We start from the raw sequence: 16,910 nt of genomic DNA on the forward strand, positions 1-16,910 counted from the left end.
CGCCTGACGGAAGACAACGGCGTGCGCGATCTGTCCCCTGCCCCACCCCACTCGCACCGTCGGCTCGAGGCCGACATCGCCCGAGGCTTGGCGATCATCCTGGTGGTGATCGGTCACGCCCTGGAGATCCTGTTCTACAACCGCCCGGACGGCGGTTTCTCCGAGGACGCCTTCGCCCTCTGGCGATTGATCTACGCCGGTCACATCCCGGCCTTTTTCGTGATCGCGGGCTTGGTGTCGCCCAGCCGGAATCTACCGGCCCCAACCCGGGCCCACCAGCTCGTCGGCCTGGCGCTGGCGGCTCATCTCGCGATCGCGCTACCGCTCGCGGCCCTGCAGCTGACCCAACACCCGCGCGCGGCGACGACCATTCTCGTCCAGGCCCTACGACCCTTGATCCTGGGGACGGGCTTTTCGGCGCCAAGCCTTTGGTTCCTGATCGCCCTGGCGGGCGTCGAGACGGTTTGGCGGCGAACGCGGGCCAAGGTCGCGGTGCTCGTGCTGACGATCCTTGTCCTGACCGCTGTCGCCCTGGTCGTCCCGCGCGCCGTCCCGAACCTTTGGAGCTTTCGCGACCTTGGCCCAGGCCTGACCTTCTATGCGCTCGGCGCGGCCCTCAAGCGTGTGAGAGGCCGTCGACTGGCGCAGGCCTGCGCTTTCGCCCTTGGGGCCTGGGTATGGGCCGCGGCGAGCAACAAGGGCTGCTATCTTCCCAAGGAGGGCTGGTGTCCGCTCCCTGGAATGGGCGGGCGCTTCGGCCCGTTGATGGCCCTGGGCGCGTTTGGCGACTACCGGCTTTTCTTGCTCTCGGGCGCGAGCGCGGCCGTGGCGCTGCTCGGCGCTGGCGCTGTGCTGGCCAGGACACCCGCTCGCGAAGCTCTGGGCTGGGTGGGCCGTCGAAGCCTTGATCTCTACCTGGTCAACGGCGCGGCGCTGGCTCTGGCCAACCCCGTCCTGAAGGGCCTCCCAATGTCGCCGAACGTGCTGACGGACTTGGTTGGGCTGATGGTGGTGATGGTGTCGCTGCAGGTCTTCGTCGTCCGATTGACGACCGCCCCGCTGTCAAGGTTTCGGGCCTGGGCCTTCAGGCTCACCGATAGGCTCAAAGGCCCAGGACAAGAGGCCTCGGCGCTTCCGTCTCGGCGGGGTTTCTGACACAATCGGACCACGGATCGCACGTCTGAGAGAGGACGCGATCCGTCATGCCTGAACCAACAGCTCATCGCCCGCGCGCCCATGGGGCGGTCTATATGATCAGCGGCGTCGAGGTGGCGCGAGACAGCGACCAGCTGCAGAAGCACCTGAAGGCCGCCTACGAAGTGGGCGGCCGCCATGGCCGGCCGCGCTGCATGTGCGTTCCCGAGGGCGTGGAGATGTATATCTCCAAGGTCGGCGGGCATTTCCTGATCAAGCGGATGCCGGGGGGCGGCGGCCATCACGATCCATCCTGCGCGACCTATGAGCCGCCGGCGGAACTGTCGGGCCTGGGCCAGGTCCTCGGCTCGGCGATCACCGAGGATCCCGTCGAGGACACGACGGTCCTGAAGCTCGATTTCGCGCTGAGTCGGGTTGGCCGCCGCGCCCCGGTCGAGACCGACAGCGAACCCGCAGACAGCGTCAAGACGGCGGGATCCAAGCTCAGTCTGCGCGGCTTGCTGCACTATCTGTGGATGGAGGCGGACCTGACGCGCTGGCACCCCGGGATGGAAGGCAAGCGCGACTGGAACGTGGTGCGGTTCCGCCTGCTGGGCGCGTCGGAACGCAAGGAAGTGAAGGGTTCGCTGCTGCGCGAGACCCTCTACGTTCCCGAACCCTGGCGCGAGAGCCAGCGCGAGGCGATCTCGACGCGCCGCCGCGCCATCTTTCGGCGCAAGGCCTCCTCCAAGGGTCGCAAGGAGCTGATGCTCCTGCTTGGCGAGGTCGAGGACTTCGACATTGGTCGTTACGACTACCGGCTGAAGATCCGCAACGCGCCCGACTGCAGCTTCGTGGTGCCCGAAGATCTCGCCAAGTCGATCGGCAAGCGCTTCGCCTTGGAAATCGCCCTCTTCAAGGAGGCCCAGAGCGCCGAGGAGGAAGGCAGCGATCCGCGTGATTCACGCCGCGGCCACCTGATCGTCTTCGGCACGTTCAGCGTCAACGAGGCCGGGACGCCGCACATGGAGGAGCTGACGGTGATGTTCGTGAACCGCAACTGGATGCCGGTCGAGGACATCTTCGAGATCGAGCTCCTCGAGCAGCTGATGCCGCGTCACCGCTTCGTCAAAGGCCTGCGTCTGAACATGCCCGCTTCGCGGCCGCTGGCGAGCGCGGTGACGCCGGACGCCGAGGAAGGCCCCACGGCGCTTTACATCGTCCGGACGGGCGTCGGTGAGGACTACGAGCGTGTGCTCGAGGAGCTTACCGGCAAGAGCCAGCTGCAGTCGTGGATCTGGCGTCTGGAGAAGGGCGAGATGCCGCCCCTCCCCCGGCGCGTCGATCGCGGCTTGCGTGGGCCGTCGCCGCGCGCGGCCGAGGAAGCCAGCGGCCCGTCCGGCGTTCTCGTCTGAAGGCCGCGCGATGGGTGAGATTATCGACTGGCTGGCCAGAGGGATGACTTGGGGCGTCTTGGTGATGGCGGCCGTGGCCGCCCTCTACCGCTTCTCGCGGGTCGGCCGCGCGCTGTCGTTCGAACGCTGGCGGGAGAGGGTCGCGCGCGCCTGGCGGCTGGACGCCCTTGAGCGGCGCCAAAGGTTGCGGCTGGTGGCGCAGGCGCTCGCCTTCGTCCTGGGCCTGGGGTGGAGCTACCTCACCGAGGATCCGCGCGCGGGATTGCAGGCGACCTGGTTCTGGTTCGGAGCCTTGGCCGTGGTGTTGCGCGCCAAGCGCGTGCTGGACCTATCCGAGCAGTCCAACGAGGCCATCGCCGCGCGCGAGCTGCAGGCGCGGCAGTTCCAATGAGCATCCTGCTTTCGTTGGTCGGCGCGGCGGCGATCTCGGCCGCGCCCCCTCCCCCGCCGCCTCCGGAGCTGCGCTCGCGCGCGCCGACCGAGGTCAGTGTGATCGACGGCTCGACCCTCCTCATCCGGACCTTCCGCGTCGTGCTCGCCGGCGTTGAGGGGCTAGAGCGAGCCCAGCAATGCCAGACGCGCGGCGGCTATCAGGCCTGTGGTCGTGTCGCGACCAATCGCCTGTCCGCTCTGGTGGCGGGTAAGGACGTCGCGTGCGCGATCGTCACCGAAGGGCGTCGGGTGTCCCGAACGCCGGAGCCGGTGCTCTATGGTCGATGCTTCGCCGGCGGCGTCGACCTATCGGCGGTCCTGGTCGACGAGGGCCTGGCGGTCGGCATTTCCGGGACGCCCTATGGGCCGAGCTCGATCCAGGCCTGCCTGGCGCAGCGCGGGGCTTGGTCCGGGGCGTTCGAGGCGCCGTGGACGGTTCGCGCCAGGCAACAGGGGGTCGTTTGCGGGAGAGGGCGAAATCCTACGCTAAGGCTTTGGCCAACGATATTCTCCGGTAAGATTGATGTGTTCCCAGGGGATAGGAGAAGTCGCTTGATATCTAGTATGACGTCTGTCGCACCTGCTTGATCGCGGCCGCGATAGCTAGATCGCGTTGCTCCTCTTCTCCATCCGCGTTCCAAGCTGCGGAAAGGCACCCATAAGCGTACGCCTGGTCGAGCAGGCGACGCGGATCGACGTCCAGCGCACGAGAGAATGCGTCCGCCATCTGTGCAATGCGTCTAGGATCGAGACAAAGGTCGTCTCTGTCAGCCGGATCGTAGAACATATTGGCGGCGCCAAAGCCCACTTCACCGACCAGACCGACGGGATCTATCACCAGCCAGCCGCGACTGGAGAACATGATGTTTTCATGATGCAGATCGCCATGTAGCCCACGCAGTTCCGAGGCATTGCTCATCATTTGATCGGCTATAATCGCCGCGTGGACGTAGTCAGTTTGACAACCTGCGTTTTGATCATCGCGCGCCCGCTGAAACAAAGCTGCAAAGCGATCCCGGATCGGGAGAAGGGCAGAAGGCAGGGGTTCCTCAGATGCGGCATACAGCTTCGCCATTAGTTCCGCTGCAATTTCGGTCGCCTGGTAGTCGCCGTGCTCGGCAACGATGTGAGAGAGCATTCGCTCCCCGGCATATTCGAGCAACATCAGATTGTTCTCACGACCGAGCAACCGGACTGCTCCCCTCCCATTGCGCCATACCAGATAGTCGGCCCCGCGCAGTTCATCAGCAATGTCTTCTATAGGTTTCAATCCCTTGACGATTGCAGGAGTCCCGTCTGGCAATGAAACTTTCCAAACGAGGCTGGAAAAGGTGTCCGCAATGAGAACAGGTTGCGAAACGTGCCAATGAGCAGGAAAAACAGGCGGCATGAACATCAACCCCAAGTCAGAGGGTCCAATCGCAGATAGAAGGCAAGGCGTTCGCGGTCGGGGGCTTCGATCCCCAATACATTGAATAGGACAGCGAAGGCGCGCTCTGCTTCATCTGGCGCTGCCCAGTTCTCTTCGGCGTTAGCAATCATGAGTGCCAAATCGGCATAGCGATCTGCTGTTCCGAGCCGCCCAAGGTCGATCAGACCCGTGCATTGAAGAGTTTTAGGGTCCACCATGAAGTTCGGCATGCAGGGATCACCATGGCAAACAACCATATCGGTGCGCTCTTGGTCGAGCCGCACCGGTAGCTCTCGTTCGACACGAGCCAAAAGATCGAGCTGCGGCGTACTCTTGTCCTCGTCCGGTAAGAAGTCGGGATTGACGGCATTGCGGGACACCACATCAACGGCGCGTCCGAACATTCGCGACAGCCTGCGCTCAAACGGACATTGATCAACCGATAGGCTGTGAACAGCGCCAAGTTGCTGCCCCATTGACGGCCACGCTTTGAGCAAATCCGCTCCAGACAGATCAGCCGCCGGTACTCCCGGAATTGCCGTTATCACCAAGCATGCACCCTCCTGTTCCTCCTGCCAGTTGATCACCTCGGGGCAAGCCACACCTCGACCTTTGAGCCAAATGAGGCGGTCACGCTCTCCAGCGAGCTCACCGCGGCGGGAAGCAGGTGCGATTTTCGCGAAGGCATGCCCGTCACCACGTCGAAAAACAAAATCACCAGATTCTCCGCCTCTGACAGGCAACCAGTCAGAATGCGATTCACCAAAAAAAATATTAGTTCGATTCAATGGAGGTTCCTTCAGTTTTCTGATGAAGCGCGGAGGTGGCTCAACCTGCGAAAAGAAACGAGTTGCTACGTAAGTCCGAGAACATGCTTTCCATGGTCTCTGAGCTCGCCTTTGGGACCGACATATCGGTAGAGAGTGACGCGCTCGATGCCGAGTTCCTTGCAGAGATCGGAAACTGAAGTATCGCGCTGGGCCATGGCGGCTTGCGCGAGACGCACCTGAGCTTTGGTGAGCGCGAATTTTCGTCCGCCCTTGCGACCGCGCGCTCTCGCGGAGGCGAGACCCGCCATGGTGCGCTCTCGGATCAGATCCCGCTCGAACTCGGCCAAGGTGGCGAAGATTCCGAACACCATGCGACCGGACGCAGTCGTGGTGTCGATCTGAGCGCCCTTTCCAGTCAGAACCCGCAGGCCGATCTTGCGGTCTGACAGCTCCTTCACCGTGTTGACCAGATGGGCAAGCGATCGTCCGAGGCGATCGAGCTTCCAGACCACCAGCACATCGCCGTCACGCAATGACTTGAGGCAGGCAGTCAAGCCAGGGCGATCATCACGACCGCCGGAAGCAAGATCATCATAGATATTGTCCCGTTCGACACCTGCGGCGCGCAAGGCGTCGTGCTGCAGGTCGAGAGACTGCGAGCCATCGGCTTTGGAGACGCGGGCATATCCGATCAGCATGTATCACAAACGTTGGTTTGAGGCGGCGCTTCGGCCACGATTGCATTGACCTCTGGAAATGTATCTCAACCAGCTTCATAAACAAAGCGTCTTGAACGCTATCAGATTTTGAAAAAGGAACATGTATGCCGCGTCGCGTCACTCTAACCGATCGGCAGAAAGACGCGCTGTTGCGCTTGCCGACTTCACAGACGGATTTGCTCAAGCACTATACGCTGAGTGATGAAGACCTTGGGCATATCAGGCTGCGTCGGCGCGCTCACAACAGGTTCGGCTTCGCCCTGCAATTGTGTGTCCTGCGCTATCCCGGCCGGGTGCTGGCTCCAGGCGAACTGATCCCTGCAGAGGTCATCGAATTTATCGGAGCGCAGCTTGGCCTGGGTGCCGACGATCTCGTAGACTATGCTGCCCGCGAGGAAACACGGCACGAGCATCTTGCCGAGTTACGGGGGCTCTACGGCTTCCGCACCTTCTCCGGACGTGGTGCGAGCGAGCTGAAGGAATGGTTGTTCCGAGAAGCCGAGATGGCGGTGTCGAACGAGGATATCGCCCGTCGCTTCGTAGCCGAGTGCCGACGCACCCGCACTGTCCTTCCCGCGACATCCACGATCGAGCGGCTTTGTGCCGCGGCTCTCGTCGATGCCGAGCGACGCATCGAGACGAGGATCGCCAGTCGGCTGCCTATGTCGATCCGAGAACAGTTGCTGGCATTGCTCGAGGAGACGGCTGATGATCGGGTGACCCGTTTTGTGTGGCTGCGCCAGTTCGAGCCTGGCTCGAACTCTTCGTCGGCCAACCGGCTGCTCGACCGGCTCGAATATCTGCAACGCATCGATCTCCCCGAGGATCTGCTTGCCGGCGTTCCTGCCCATCGGGTGACTCGTCTGCGCAGGCAGGGTGAACGGTATTATGCCGACGGCATGCGCGATCTCCCGGAGGACAGGCGGCTTGCGATCTTGGCTGTTTGCGTCTCGGAATGGCAGGCGATGTTGGCCGACGCAGTGGTCGAAACCCACGACCGGATCGTCGGCCGTCTCTACCGTGCTTCGGAGCGTATTTGCCATGCAAAGGTCGCAGACGAAGCGGGGGTGGTGCGTGACACCCTGAAATCCTTCGCCGAGATCGGGGGCGCCCTGGTCGATGCACAGGATGATGGCCAGCCGCTGGGCGATGTCATCGCGAGTGGGTCAGGGTGGGACGGCTTAAAAACCCTTGTTGCAATGGCAACCAGGCTGACCGCCACCATGGCCGACGATCCGCTCAATCATGTGCTCGACGGTTATCACCGCTTCCGCCGATACGCTCCACGCATGTTGCGCCTGCTCGATCTGCGAGCTGCGCCCGTTGCACTGCCGCTTCTGGAAGCGGTGACGGCCCTTCGTACCGGTTTGAACGATGCCGCGATGACCAGCTTCTTGCGGCCCAGCTCGAAATGGCATCGCCACCTTCGGGCCCAGAGGGCTGGCGACGCTCGCCTATGGGAGATCGCGGTGCTGTTCCATCTGCGCGATGCGTTCCGCTCCGGAGATGTCTGGCTTACTAGGTCCCGGCGCTATGGCGATCTGAAACACGCACTCGTTCCGGCACAATCCATCGCGGAAGGCGGTCGTCTCGCTGTGCCATTGCGGCCGGAGGAATGGCTGGCAGACCGGCAAGCTCGCCTCGACATGCGGTTGCGCGAGCTTGGCCGTGCCGCTCGCGCAGGCACGATCCCGGGCGGGTCGATTGAAAACGGCGTTCTGCATATCGAGAAACTCGAAGCCGCCGCGCCGACAGGCGCCGAAGATCTGGTGCTCGATCTCTACAAGCAGATCCCGCCCACGCGCATCACCGATCTCCTGCTGGAGGTGGATGCGGCGACCGGCTTCACCGAAGCGTTCACCCATCTGCGCACAGGAGCACCCTGCGCTGACCGGATCGGGCTAATGAACGTTATCTTGGCGGAAGGGATCAACCTCGGCTTGCGCAAAATGGCGGATGCGACAAACACCCACACCTTCTGGGAATTGATCCGCATTGGACGGTGGCATGTCGAGGGCGAAGCCTATGACCGGGCGCTGGCCATGGTGGTCGAGGCACAGGCAGCGTTACCCATGGCCCGGTTCTGGGGCATGGGCACGTCGGCTTCGAGCGACGGACAGTTCTTCGTCGCTACAGAGCAAGGTGAGGCCATGAACCTGGTCAACGCGAAGTATGGCAATACCCCGGGCCTGAAAGCCTATAGCCACGTCTCCGACCAATATGCGCCGTTCGCAACCCAGGTGATTCCTGCAACGGCAAGCGAAGCGCCTTACATCCTCGATGGCCTGCTGATGAACGATGCTGGACGCCATATCCGCGAGCAGTTCACCGACACGGGCGGCTTCACCGATCACGTCTTTGCCGCATGTGCCATTCTCGGCTACCGGTTCGCTCCGCGCATCCGCGACCTGCCATCCAAACGGCTCTACGCGTTCAATCCGTCGGCCGCCCCGGCGCACCTGCGAGCGTTGATCGGCGGAAAGGTCAACCAAGCCATGATCGAGCGCAATTGGCCCGACATCCTGCGCATCGCCGCCACCATTGCTGCCGGGACCGTCGCGCCAAGCCAGATTCTGCGGAAACTCGCCTCCTATCCGCGGCAGAACGAGCTCGCGACAGCCCTGCGGGAAGTCGGTCGCGTCGAGCGCACCCTGTTCATGATCGACTGGATTCTGGATGCCGAACTCCAACGGCGTGCCCAGATCGGGCTCAACAAAGGCGAAGCTCATCATGCGCTGAAGCGGGCAATCAGCTTCCACCGCCGCGGTGAAATCCGCGACCGTTCCGCCGAAGGCCAGCATTACCGCATCGCCGGCATGAATCTGCTCGCCGCCATCATCATCTTCTGGAACACCATGAAGCTCGGCGAGGTCGTTGCAAACCAGAAACGCGATGGAAAGCTGCTATCGCCCGATCTCTTGGCCCATGTTTCGCCGCTCGGATGGGAACACATCAATCTCACCGGAGAATATCGCTGGCCAAAGCCTTAGCGTAGGATTCCGCCCCCTCCCGCAAACGACCCCAACAGGGCTATCCGGTCGCCCCGGTGATGCTCGGCGTATCGGGCGGTGTTCCGTGCGTGAGGGCGGTCAGGCCCATATGATGGAGGCGATGAGCGGCGCGGAGATCATCGCCAGGGCCGCCAATGCGCAGGAGAGGCCCGCTAGCCGCGCGTCAGGGCGCTGAACCGGGTAGTTTGGCCTATAGGCCCCGGCGAACGCGAAAATCGCCCTGATGGCCTCGAGGATCGCGATGAGCGCGGCGAACGTCCAGCCGACGATTGGCATGAACCGCCAAAGCGCAACCGCGACGCCCATCAACGCCAGGCAGAGGGCTGTGTTGATCGCGGCCCAGGCGCGTGGGTGACGACCGCCTTGCCCATCAATGGGCGGGAGCGGTTCGATGACGCCTTCTAGGGGCAGCTGCAGGTGGGCGCGCATGGCCGCACACTACCGCCCTGCCCGCCTTTCTGGCTAGTCGTTGGCGCGCTTGCGGCCATCGACCGCGGGCGGCTTGCGCATGGCCCTGTGGGCAACGCGCGGATGGCGCACTTCGGTGACGCTGGCCAGGTGGTTGTTGTTCAACCGGTCATAGTCGGGCGCGAGGTCCGTCCGCAGCCAGTCGATCTCGTAGCCGACATTGGCCAGGGACATGCAGAAGTCGGCCGAACCCTCGTCGCGGGCGCCGCAGATGACGCGCAGCAGGGTCGGATTGAGGTCGTCAAGATGGTCGCGGAAAGCGTCGTGCTCGAACGGCCGCGTGCCAGCGCGCCAGACGAACACCGTCTCGCCGGGTTCGGGGCGAAGGCGCGTGAGCGTGACGACGCCGGCGTCGCCCTCTGGCCGCAGGTGGAGGACGGGCACGCCGGCGGCGCGTTGCGCGGCGAGATAGCCCTCGATCTCACGGATCTTGTCGCGCATGGCCAGGAGCTCGCGATGGCTCGTGGCGCGGGGCGTCACGTCCAGGCAGAGCACCACGGCGTCGAGGGCGGTTGGCAAGTCCCCTACCCTTCCCAGCCGTTGTCCTTGGCCCACAGGAAGGCCGACATCATGCGGTCGAGCGTGTCCCCGACCTTGGCCTCGCGGCCCTCCGCATGGCACAGGTCCTGGAATCGCGTCTTGACGTCCTTGTGCAGGCGCAAGGTCAGCATTGTCTCGGTCTTCGGGGGCTTTTCCGCCGTCACCGGCGTGGGCTTGGAGATCGGTTGCGGCTCGCGGCGCGCGAAGCCGACGCGTTCGCCAGCTTCCTCCACGGCGCGAATCTCGTCGGCCGACGGCTTGATGGCGGGTAGGTCGAGGTTCGAGGCCAGGTCCGCTAGGCTCGGCTTAGCCGGCGCGGGATCATCGTCGAGGTTCAGGTCGACCTTGAACCCGGGAAGGCGCGTGGCGCTGCTCATCAGGCGACCTCACGCTGCTTGGCCAACTCGGCGAGCGTGGTGACCATTTCCTCGGTCACGGCCGTGGCGTTTCGAAGCGCTACATCGGTGCCCGAAACCTTCTCGGGATCGAGCCCGGAAACCGTCCCGCCGTGCAGGAATATGGCCTTGAAGGCTTCGCGCTCGATCAGCGCGGTGTTCATGATCGGCACGCCGGCCTCTTCGAGCGTGCCGCGAATGGCCTTCATGTTGTTGGAGTTGATCATCGCGGGCACCCGCGTGAACAGAACGCGGTACGGGATCTTGCGTCGCTGGGATTTGCCCGCCTCCAGGATCAGGCGGATGGTCTTGACGGCCTGGTCCGCGTCGAGGCCCGATCCCTGGACGGGGATGATCACCAGGTTCGACATGCTGATCGCGTTCGAAACCCGGCTCGTCGCCGCGCCCTCGAGGTCGACGATGACGAACCGCGACGACTGCGAGGCCTCGTCGATGATGTCGACGATCCGCGATTCCGCCTCGTCGGTCACGACGGCGATGTTGTCTGGCTTACCCGCCAGTTCGGACCACTTCTTCAGCGGCTTGTTGGGGTCCGCGTCGACAATGGTGACGAGATCCTTGGTCAGTCCGGCCAGGACGCCGGCGACGACAAGGGCGCTCGTGGTCTTTCCGACCCCGCCCTTGGAAGAGACGAACGCGATCACGGCCATGGCTTGAGCCTCCGTTGAAAATCCAAGGTCCTACAGGTCTTGCCCGCAACACCGGTCACGCGGGCGACACTGGCGATACGTGCGCCACCCGCGACACCCGCGACACATGCAATACGCGACCCACTCGTCATACCGATCATACTCGCCTCACCTGCGTGACACGCACGACGGGTATGACAGGCCCTGCTTGTAGCACCGGCGTGGCGCGCGTAGCAAGCGTTACCCGTATTGCGCGACACACCGGTATTTCGCGCCTGACGCGTCGGGCACGCGTGGCGGGCGTCTCACGCCTTGCGCGCATCACCGGTAATACGTGTAATACATTCGGAAACCGCTCGACGTGCAACGGTGTACGGATTCGCGGATGCGAGCACGAGAGATCCAAGACTAATACGTGTAATACACGCCTTACCGGTCCTACATGCCTTGCCTGTCTAACCGAACGCGGAACACGAAGCCAATGGCCGACGCACGCCAGGGGAGGGGAGGGGACCTCGCGCATCAGTTCAGCACAGTCAGCGTGCTCGAGCGATAAAGCCCATACCAGGTACGGTTAAGGTCGAGCAGAACGCCATCGGCTTCTCGCGCCAGCCTGGCGAGCGACACCTTGTTGCGCAGGCCAAGAATATAGGCTCTGCCATTGGCGACGTCGGGCTTATAACGCGCGATCAAGGCCACGACGCGGAAGACCTGGTCGCCCATGGCCTGGCGCGTGTCGACGATTTCTCGCCGCGACAGCCCGACCTGGCTCGCGGCAAGGTTTGCATAGCCGTCCAAGGTGCGCTTGGGATCCGAGAACAGCATGTCGGCGTGGAAGACGGCGCCAGCCCGCTCCATGATGTGGGGCAGGGTGCCCAGCATCGCGCCAAGGCCAGGGGTGCGAACGTTATCGGGCGAGGCGTTCTCGTCTTCGTGCATCAAAACAGGCACGCCCTCGGCCGACATTCGCGACCGTTCGGCCAGTTCAGCGGCCACCGCGGCCTCGAAGTCAGCCGCCAACTGGTCCGCCTCCTCATCTCCGGAGGAGACTCCTTTTCTTCTTTGATATTTGTAGCCGTGGGTTGGGGTTCTTTGGTCAGAATTTTGTTGGTCCGCGCCCCTATTTTCAGTCTCCAACAGTCCATCCTGGGCCAAGGCCAAATACTCCACCTCCAGCTCCGAGAGCCTGGCCTCTAGCCGTTCGTAGGCCTGCGTGCAGGCCACGATATTGCGGCTCCGTCGCATACGATCAGCCAAGCGCAGGATCTCGTCCTGGTCGACGAAGTGGGTCCCGAACTCCGGGTGCGCGGCGAAGACCCGCAAGCGATTGAAGAGGGCGCTGATATTGCGCTGAAGCTCGCGCAGCTGGCTCGCCTCGATCTCCGAGACGTTGGCCAGCCGCCTTAGCTCGTCGGCGCGGGCGCACAGCGCCCGCAGATCTATGCCAAACGCCGCCAGGAGCTGACCCGATGCGCGATCGCGTTGGCAAAACCGCTTGCGCGTCGTGCTGTCGCGGAACGCGATCCAGCCGGCGTCGGCCAGCTGCTTGAGCTGCTTGCGGATCGCTTCCTCGCCGACCTCCATCTCCTCGGCCAGGGCGCGGTTGGACTTAAAGACAACCAGGCCCAGGTGCTCGTTCCATTCGCCGCTCGCGCGGCCGCGCTCCAGGAAGGCCGCCGGCGGCGCCGTCTCGAGGAGGGCCTTCAGCAGCTTCTTGGCGGCTCGACCGATCCCCATCGATTCAGAGGTCGCGGCGTTGAGCCAATCCTTGATCTGGAACTTGTCCGTGCCGTCAGGAAGCCCGGCATAGGCCTCTGCGAGCTGGTTGGAACGTAGGCGTGCGGCATTGATCGGACGTAGCCCACGTCCGTCCGCAAGTCCTTGAACTTGCATGGTAACTCCCCGTCAAAGAGGAGGCCGGAATCTAGGCAAAGCTCCGCCGTCGCCTCGAGAGGCGTTTTTCAGTTGACGGGGGCGGGGAGATTGCGCAGTGTCGCGAGGCATTGAAGTTCGCGGCTCGTCCGACGCCAATCGGATGCGCTATCTTAAAGAGCCCCCGCCGGTCGTAAGATCGGCGGTTTCTTTTTGTCCGTACCTCCAGGTGGTGGATCTGATCGGTGCAATGGGCCGCCTGGGCCGAGTCGGGTCAAGCGATTCCATTGGGGCCTAGACCTGAGAGCTGACCGCGCCATTTGACGCATTGTCAACTACTCCGCCAGTATTGGCCCAGATCTAGCTGTGTCTATCTTCGTAAACGACCGGTTAACTTGAGTTTAGCCGCGCCATAATAACATCCCGAGCTAAGTGGTGATTCTGAAACGCATGAAGGCGCCGCCGATTCCTTCAAGGAATCCGGAGCCTTGCGGGGGAATGCCAACACGAGTCCAAGACTCGGAAATTCGGATTCCTGGGCGGCGATCGGGCCGTCCCGCGCTGAGAAAAAACCCCCAGGAAACCGTGGACAACCGTCGCGACGCGTCCTGGGCGAGGGCAGGGCAGGGGACTCAGCTGAAGGCACTGAGAACCTCCCAGGCCGAGAGCGCGCGCCCGCCGCGGAAAAAGAGCCGACGATTCGCTCCCGCCGCTTCGGGAAGGAGTCTCGCCGCCGGGTAATAGGGCGCGACATAGGCCGCGCGGATGAGGCGGCTCGCGCCGGCGGCGCCCAGGACATGAGCGGCGTAAAGTTCACCCTGGGACGGTAAGCGGCCCAGATCCGCGCGCAGCGCTCGCACATTCTGCGCGGTAAGCTCTGCGGCGATGCGTGAGGCGAGCGTGGGGTCATAGCGGAGCGCCAGGATCCGCGCGCGATCGGCCGGGTCGACGACGTAGGCGCGTCCAGCCCGATCAAAGCGGATCAGCCGCGCCTCGCGGGAGAGGCCATGGAGTGCGCCGTAATCGGCGACGCTCTTCAGCCAGGTCTGCTCGATGAACTGGAACAGGCCTCGCGCCGAAGACGTCCGAGACGCGGCGTAGATGTTCCAGGACGACTCTCGTTGAGCCGCGCGTGTGAGATAGGCCTGATCAACGCCGACAACGGCGGCGGCGTCGGCCACCACCTGGTTGACGAGCTGGCTCGAGGCCGGCGCTCGACGCCCCACGGCGCGCGCGGGTCGATCGTGCCGCAACCTCGGCGCATCGAGAATGGAGAGGGCGCCGTCGACCAGATCCGACAGCGTCGGTTCGCGGCGATAGACGCGCTGCACAGCCAGGCGGCCAAGGTCGGGTCTCTGAAGCGCCGCGAGATAAAGCGCCTCGCGCGCCCGTGTCGTCGGGTCGACCGAGAACAGCCGCATCGCGGCCGTCGGATCGCCAACCCCGCCTTCCGGCTGGGCGATGGCCTTGACGACGGCGGGGTCAAGATCCGCCGCCAGTCGAGCGCGCGTCAGCCAGCCGGGTTCGGGAAGAATGACCAGAGCGGCCGCGGCGACGGTTGAGGCGGACGCGATGTAGAAGAGTGCGCGCGGCGAGGGGGCAAAAAGCCCGCGCGCGACCCGCCGCCAGCGAAGTGGAAACGCCGGAGCGGGCAGGGGCCCAAGCTGCAGGGCCGGCGTCATGCCGCGTCGCGCGGCCGCCGAATCCTCACGGTCCGCGCGGGTCGCTTGAGGATGACGGGTTGCTGGACAGTGCTCTGGGCCGCGGTGCGGGCGTTCTCCGAGATGATGAACGCCATCTCCTCGGCCGACCGGCTGGCGATCGCCGCGTAGAGGACAACGGCCGGGTCGTGCCCGAGACGTTCAACAAGCTTGAGAAAGACATCGAGACGTCTGGGGCCGTACTCCTTGGCCTTCGGATTGTCGTGATCAAGCACCGCCCGGAAGTTGCTGTAGCGCGTCAGCGTGCTTCTCGAGATGATCGCCTTCAACTGCGGTCGACGCGTCTCGGCATATTGATGGAGATAGTGGGCCAGCCGCGCGATGACGACGTGAGTGCCCTCTTCAACTCTCCGCGACCACGGCATGTTCGTAACCCAGGCCCAATTCTGAGCCTGTGGTGACACAGGATAATGCGAAGTGCAAGGTACCTTGCACTCATGGGACAGGACTCAGAGCGCCCTTGTCGTTACGCGCGGTTCAATGTTCGCGGCTAGCTGGTCGCCTCGCGCTCGAGCATCCGAGCCCGGAACTCTTCGGCGCTGGCGCTTTCGTTGGCCGCCGCCAACACCGCCGTGGCGTTGTAGCCGATCTCGTTGATCAGGGTCGCGATCTCGGGAAGGGCGGTGCCATCGTCATAGCCGGGTTTCAGCTTTCCCAGGCCGCGGCTCATCGCGCGCTCGAAACGCGCCTGGGTGTCGGGCTTGCGGGCGATCCGTGAACGCACGGCTGGATCCTGCCAGTTCTCGCGGAGCAGGTCGGCGATGAAGTTAAAGCTCTGCAGAGAGCGTTCCTTGAGGACCTCGAGTGCCTCATAGGCCGTGGCCACCAGGATCACTTCGCGCTGGGACTTGTGATGTTTTTCCATCAACGCCTTCAGCGTCGGCTCCATGGCGCGAGGAATGGAGACCGCGCCCTTGCGCTTGCGCAGGTCGATTAGAAAGCGGGACGCCGTCTTCGTGAACTCGTTGGCCCGCATATTGCCAAGGCGCTTGAGGCCCGCCTCGGCGAGCTGCGACATGTCCTTGCCGTTGGGCCCGTAAGCCGCGCGCCTGACAATCGCCTGCCATTCCGCATGGTCCAGGCCGTTGACGACGATCGTCGCCTCCCGACGCTTGGCGCTGCGCGCGCGATACACCAAGCTTGCGACGTCGGTCATCAAGTCGGTGTCGCCACGGCGGGCGGCGCGTGGGCGAGCACCCGTGGATTGATCGTCATTCTGGGCGGCCAAGACCGGTCTCCAACACTTTCGGCGCAAGCCAGCTTGCACAAACTTCACGACCTGTGATCGCGACATGTGCGCGCAGCGTCGACTGCACAAGGGATTGAACGCACGAACGGGTGCAATGTAGCTCACCCTTTAGGCGGCAAGAACCGGAAATTTTCGGTTCCAGGGCGCCAGGCCTGGGGCTGACGACGTCGAACGTGGTCCGAGTGGCCCAAACCCGCGTCACGCGGCCCAATCCTGGGCCTCGCGCTCAGAATCGCGAGTGCAAGCTACCTTGCACTTTTTGAAGGTTAAGTGCTGTTAATCGTATGACGCCGTTCCGGCGTTCGCGATCTTCGAGCAAGGAATAACCTCATGACTCTCCGGAAGATTCTTCCGTCGGCCCGCACCGCGAAGGCCGTCGAAAAAGCCCTGGTCGGCGCGATCGCCGTGGCCGGCGTCACCGCCGCCGCCCACGCCGGCACCGACAACACCTTCAGCGCCACCGTGACTTCGCTGACCGGCTGGGCCAGCGGCTCGCTGGGCAAGCTGGCCGCCGTCGCCGGCATCGGCTCGGCCCTGGTCGGCATGGTGCTGAAGTTCGACTGGAAGATGATCGGCGGCGCCCTGGGCATCGGCCTGACGGCCGCCACCGGCCCGGCCATCGTCAGCGGCCTGGCCACCGCGCTGTTCTAGGTCAACCGGGGCGTCGGGCGCAGTCACACGAGGCTCGAGGCCCTCCACCATTCCTGGCCGGGTAGTGCGATCCGTACTCAAGCACCCGGTCAGGAGTGGTTCCGAAGTCAGCGAACCGGAACACAGGCCGATCCTCGGGGAAATGGATCGGCCCTCATGAACACCGGGATGCGAAGCGGGTCATGTCAAAAGAGAGCTATATTCCGCAATACCTGGATGAGCCCGAGCGGTTTTTGATCTTCACGCCGGACGAGCTCATCGCTGTGGTGGTCCCACTGGCGATCTGCACCGTCGTGCTGAACTTCGCCTACGGCCTTGTGGTCGCCGGGGTCATCTTCTGGTGCTTGCGGAAAGTGAAGCAGGGCGGCGGCCTCCAGCGCCTGCTCTGGATCGGTTACTGGCTGCTGCCGGCCGATGTCACCCAGCTTAAGGCGACGCCCCCTTCGCATCTCCGGGAGATGGCGGGGTGAGC

18 protein-coding genes are annotated in these 16,910 nt (G+C 63.8%); 7 read left to right on the forward strand and 11 right to left on the reverse strand.

Translation table 11 applies throughout. From position 1 onward, the window contains the following. Nucleotides 1-21: 21 nt before the first annotated feature. The 4 genes from CSW60_RS22580 to CSW60_RS23765 are packed head-to-tail and all read left to right on the forward strand — an operon-like array spanning nt 22 to nt 3,569. Nucleotides 22-1,155 carry an acyltransferase gene (locus CSW60_RS22580; RefSeq protein WP_161495684.1) on the forward strand — a complete coding sequence of 378 codons (1,134 nt, stop codon included), beginning with the start codon at nt 22-24 and terminating at the stop codon, nt 1,153-1,155. 47 nt (nt 1,156-1,202) lie between these two features. After that, nucleotides 1,203-2,549: a DUF1173 family protein gene (locus CSW60_RS22585; RefSeq protein WP_099539336.1), complete on the forward strand. Its 1,347-nt coding sequence runs from the start codon at nt 1,203-1,205 to the stop codon at nt 2,547-2,549. A 10-nt stretch (nt 2,550-2,559) separates the two neighbouring features. Next, entirely contained in the window at nt 2,560-2,940 is a 381-nt protein-coding gene (locus CSW60_RS22590) for a hypothetical protein (RefSeq protein WP_099539337.1), read from the forward strand. Then, nucleotides 2,937-3,569, forward strand: a complete 633-nt coding sequence (locus CSW60_RS23765; RefSeq protein ID WP_201723119.1) for a thermonuclease family protein — start codon at nt 2,937-2,939, stop codon at nt 3,567-3,569. Before CSW60_RS22590 ends, CSW60_RS23765 begins: the two co-directional genes overlap by 4 nt. Here the strand turns inward: CSW60_RS23765 and CSW60_RS22600 are convergent. From CSW60_RS22600 to CSW60_RS22610, 3 genes are all read right to left on the reverse strand, one after another. Continuing rightward, entirely contained in the window at nt 3,541-4,377 is an 837-nt protein-coding gene (locus CSW60_RS22600) for an aminoglycoside O-phosphotransferase APH(6)-Id (protein WP_000480968.1), read from the reverse strand. The two genes, CSW60_RS23765 and CSW60_RS22600, sit on opposite strands and share 29 nt — an antisense overlap. Further along, the gene (gene aph(3'')-Ib / locus CSW60_RS22605) at nt 4,377-5,180 is read right to left on the reverse strand and encodes an aminoglycoside O-phosphotransferase APH(3'')-Ib (RefSeq protein WP_001082319.1); all 804 of its coding nucleotides are present in this window, start codon (nt 5,178-5,180) and stop codon (nt 4,377-4,379) included. Before aph(3'')-Ib ends, CSW60_RS22600 begins: the two co-directional genes overlap by 1 nt. A gap of 65 nt (nt 5,181-5,245) precedes the next feature. Then, nucleotides 5,246-5,860 carry a recombinase family protein gene (locus tag CSW60_RS22610; RefSeq protein WP_000904906.1) on the reverse strand — a complete coding sequence of 205 codons (615 nt, stop codon included), beginning with the start codon at nt 5,858-5,860 and terminating at the stop codon, nt 5,246-5,248. Between the two features lie 125 nt (nt 5,861-5,985). Between CSW60_RS22610 and CSW60_RS22615 the strand changes: the two genes are divergently transcribed. After that, nucleotides 5,986-8,871, forward strand: coding sequence for a Tn3 family transposase (locus tag CSW60_RS22615; RefSeq protein WP_001138082.1), 2,886 nt, complete (start codon nt 5,986-5,988; stop codon nt 8,869-8,871). Nucleotides 8,872-8,970: 99 nt separating this feature from the next. Here the strand turns inward: CSW60_RS22615 and CSW60_RS22620 are convergent, their stop codons facing one another. From CSW60_RS22620 to CSW60_RS22655, 8 genes are all read right to left on the reverse strand, one after another. Further along, complete coding sequence (locus CSW60_RS22620; RefSeq protein WP_099539338.1) at nt 8,971-9,321, reverse strand: hypothetical protein; 351 nt, start codon at nt 9,319-9,321, stop codon at nt 8,971-8,973. Between the two features lie 33 nt (nt 9,322-9,354). After that, nucleotides 9,355-9,879, reverse strand: coding sequence for a hypothetical protein (locus CSW60_RS22625; protein ID WP_099539339.1), 525 nt, complete (start codon nt 9,877-9,879; stop codon nt 9,355-9,357). Nucleotides 9,880-9,884: 5 nt separating this feature from the next. Next, nucleotides 9,885-10,277, reverse strand: coding sequence for a hypothetical protein (locus CSW60_RS22630; protein ID WP_099539340.1), 393 nt, complete (start codon nt 10,275-10,277; stop codon nt 9,885-9,887). Next, the gene (locus CSW60_RS22635; protein ID WP_099539341.1) at nt 10,277-10,966 is read right to left on the reverse strand and encodes a ParA family protein; all 690 of its coding nucleotides are present in this window, start codon (nt 10,964-10,966) and stop codon (nt 10,277-10,279) included. Before CSW60_RS22635 ends, CSW60_RS22630 begins: the two co-directional genes overlap by 1 nt. Nucleotides 10,967-11,467: 501 nt before the next feature. After that, nucleotides 11,468-12,838, reverse strand: coding sequence for a helix-turn-helix domain-containing protein (locus CSW60_RS22640; protein WP_099539342.1), 1,371 nt, complete (start codon nt 12,836-12,838; stop codon nt 11,468-11,470). A 611-nt stretch (nt 12,839-13,449) separates the two neighbouring features. Further along, complete coding sequence (locus CSW60_RS22645) at nt 13,450-14,499, reverse strand: transglycosylase SLT domain-containing protein (RefSeq protein ID WP_099539343.1); 1,050 nt, start codon at nt 14,497-14,499, stop codon at nt 13,450-13,452. After that, nucleotides 14,496-14,903: a hypothetical protein gene (locus CSW60_RS22650; RefSeq protein WP_099539344.1), complete on the reverse strand. Its 408-nt coding sequence runs from the start codon at nt 14,901-14,903 to the stop codon at nt 14,496-14,498. The genes CSW60_RS22645 and CSW60_RS22650 overlap by 4 nt, the downstream gene beginning before the upstream one ends. Before the next feature lie 125 nt (nt 14,904-15,028). Next, nucleotides 15,029-15,766 carry a hypothetical protein gene (locus CSW60_RS22655; protein WP_143324259.1) on the reverse strand — a complete coding sequence of 246 codons (738 nt, stop codon included), beginning with the start codon at nt 15,764-15,766 and terminating at the stop codon, nt 15,029-15,031. A 351-nt stretch (nt 15,767-16,117) separates the two neighbouring features. Here CSW60_RS22655 and CSW60_RS22660 point away from each other — a divergent pair, with 351 nt between their 5' ends. Together CSW60_RS22660 and traL are read left to right on the forward strand one after the other, a co-directional pair. Continuing rightward, nucleotides 16,118-16,438 carry a hypothetical protein gene (locus tag CSW60_RS22660; RefSeq protein WP_099539346.1) on the forward strand — a complete coding sequence of 107 codons (321 nt, stop codon included), beginning with the start codon at nt 16,118-16,120 and terminating at the stop codon, nt 16,436-16,438. A 182-nt stretch (nt 16,439-16,620) separates the two neighbouring features. Continuing rightward, nucleotides 16,621-16,908: a type IV conjugative transfer system protein TraL gene (gene traL / locus CSW60_RS22665; protein ID WP_099539347.1), complete on the forward strand. Its 288-nt coding sequence runs from the start codon at nt 16,621-16,623 to the stop codon at nt 16,906-16,908. Nucleotides 16,909-16,910: the final 2 nt, after the last annotated feature.

Origin of the sequence: Caulobacter sp. X (assembly GCF_002742635.1) — a bacterium.
Taxonomy (GTDB): domain Bacteria; phylum Pseudomonadota; class Alphaproteobacteria; order Caulobacterales; family Caulobacteraceae; genus Caulobacter.

Excerpts from the sequence above, each read along its gene's own strand:
- traL (WP_099539347.1), top strand. The coding sequence starts at position 16,621 with ATGTCAAAAGAGAGCTATATTCCGCAATACCTGGATGAGCCCGAGCGG.
- CSW60_RS22590 (WP_099539337.1), top strand. The coding sequence starts at position 2,560 with ATGGGTGAGATTATCGACTGGCTGGCCAGAGGGATGACTTGGGGCGTC.
- CSW60_RS22630 (WP_099539340.1), bottom strand. The coding sequence starts at position 10,277 with ATGAGCAGCGCCACGCGCCTTCCCGGGTTCAAGGTCGACCTGAACCTC.
- CSW60_RS22650 (WP_099539344.1), bottom strand. The coding sequence starts at position 14,903 with ATGCCGTGGTCGCGGAGAGTTGAAGAGGGCACTCACGTCGTCATCGCG.
- CSW60_RS23765 (WP_201723119.1), top strand. The coding sequence starts at position 2,937 with ATGAGCATCCTGCTTTCGTTGGTCGGCGCGGCGGCGATCTCGGCCGCG.
- CSW60_RS22615 (WP_001138082.1), top strand. The coding sequence starts at position 5,986 with ATGCCGCGTCGCGTCACTCTAACCGATCGGCAGAAAGACGCGCTGTTG.
- CSW60_RS22635 (WP_099539341.1), bottom strand. The coding sequence starts at position 10,966 with ATGGCCGTGATCGCGTTCGTCTCTTCCAAGGGCGGGGTCGGAAAGACC.
- CSW60_RS22620 (WP_099539338.1), bottom strand. The coding sequence starts at position 9,321 with ATGCGCGCCCACCTGCAGCTGCCCCTAGAAGGCGTCATCGAACCGCTC.
- CSW60_RS22600 (WP_000480968.1), bottom strand. The coding sequence starts at position 4,377 with ATGTTCATGCCGCCTGTTTTTCCTGCTCATTGGCACGTTTCGCAACCT.
- CSW60_RS22660 (WP_099539346.1), top strand. The coding sequence starts at position 16,118 with ATGACTCTCCGGAAGATTCTTCCGTCGGCCCGCACCGCGAAGGCCGTC.
- CSW60_RS22585 (WP_099539336.1), top strand. The coding sequence starts at position 1,203 with ATGCCTGAACCAACAGCTCATCGCCCGCGCGCCCATGGGGCGGTCTAT.
- CSW60_RS22640 (WP_099539342.1), bottom strand. The coding sequence starts at position 12,838 with ATGCAAGTTCAAGGACTTGCGGACGGACGTGGGCTACGTCCGATCAAT.
- CSW60_RS22645 (WP_099539343.1), bottom strand. The coding sequence starts at position 14,499 with ATGACGCCGGCCCTGCAGCTTGGGCCCCTGCCCGCTCCGGCGTTTCCA.
- CSW60_RS22610 (WP_000904906.1), bottom strand. The coding sequence starts at position 5,860 with ATGCTGATCGGATATGCCCGCGTCTCCAAAGCCGATGGCTCGCAGTCT.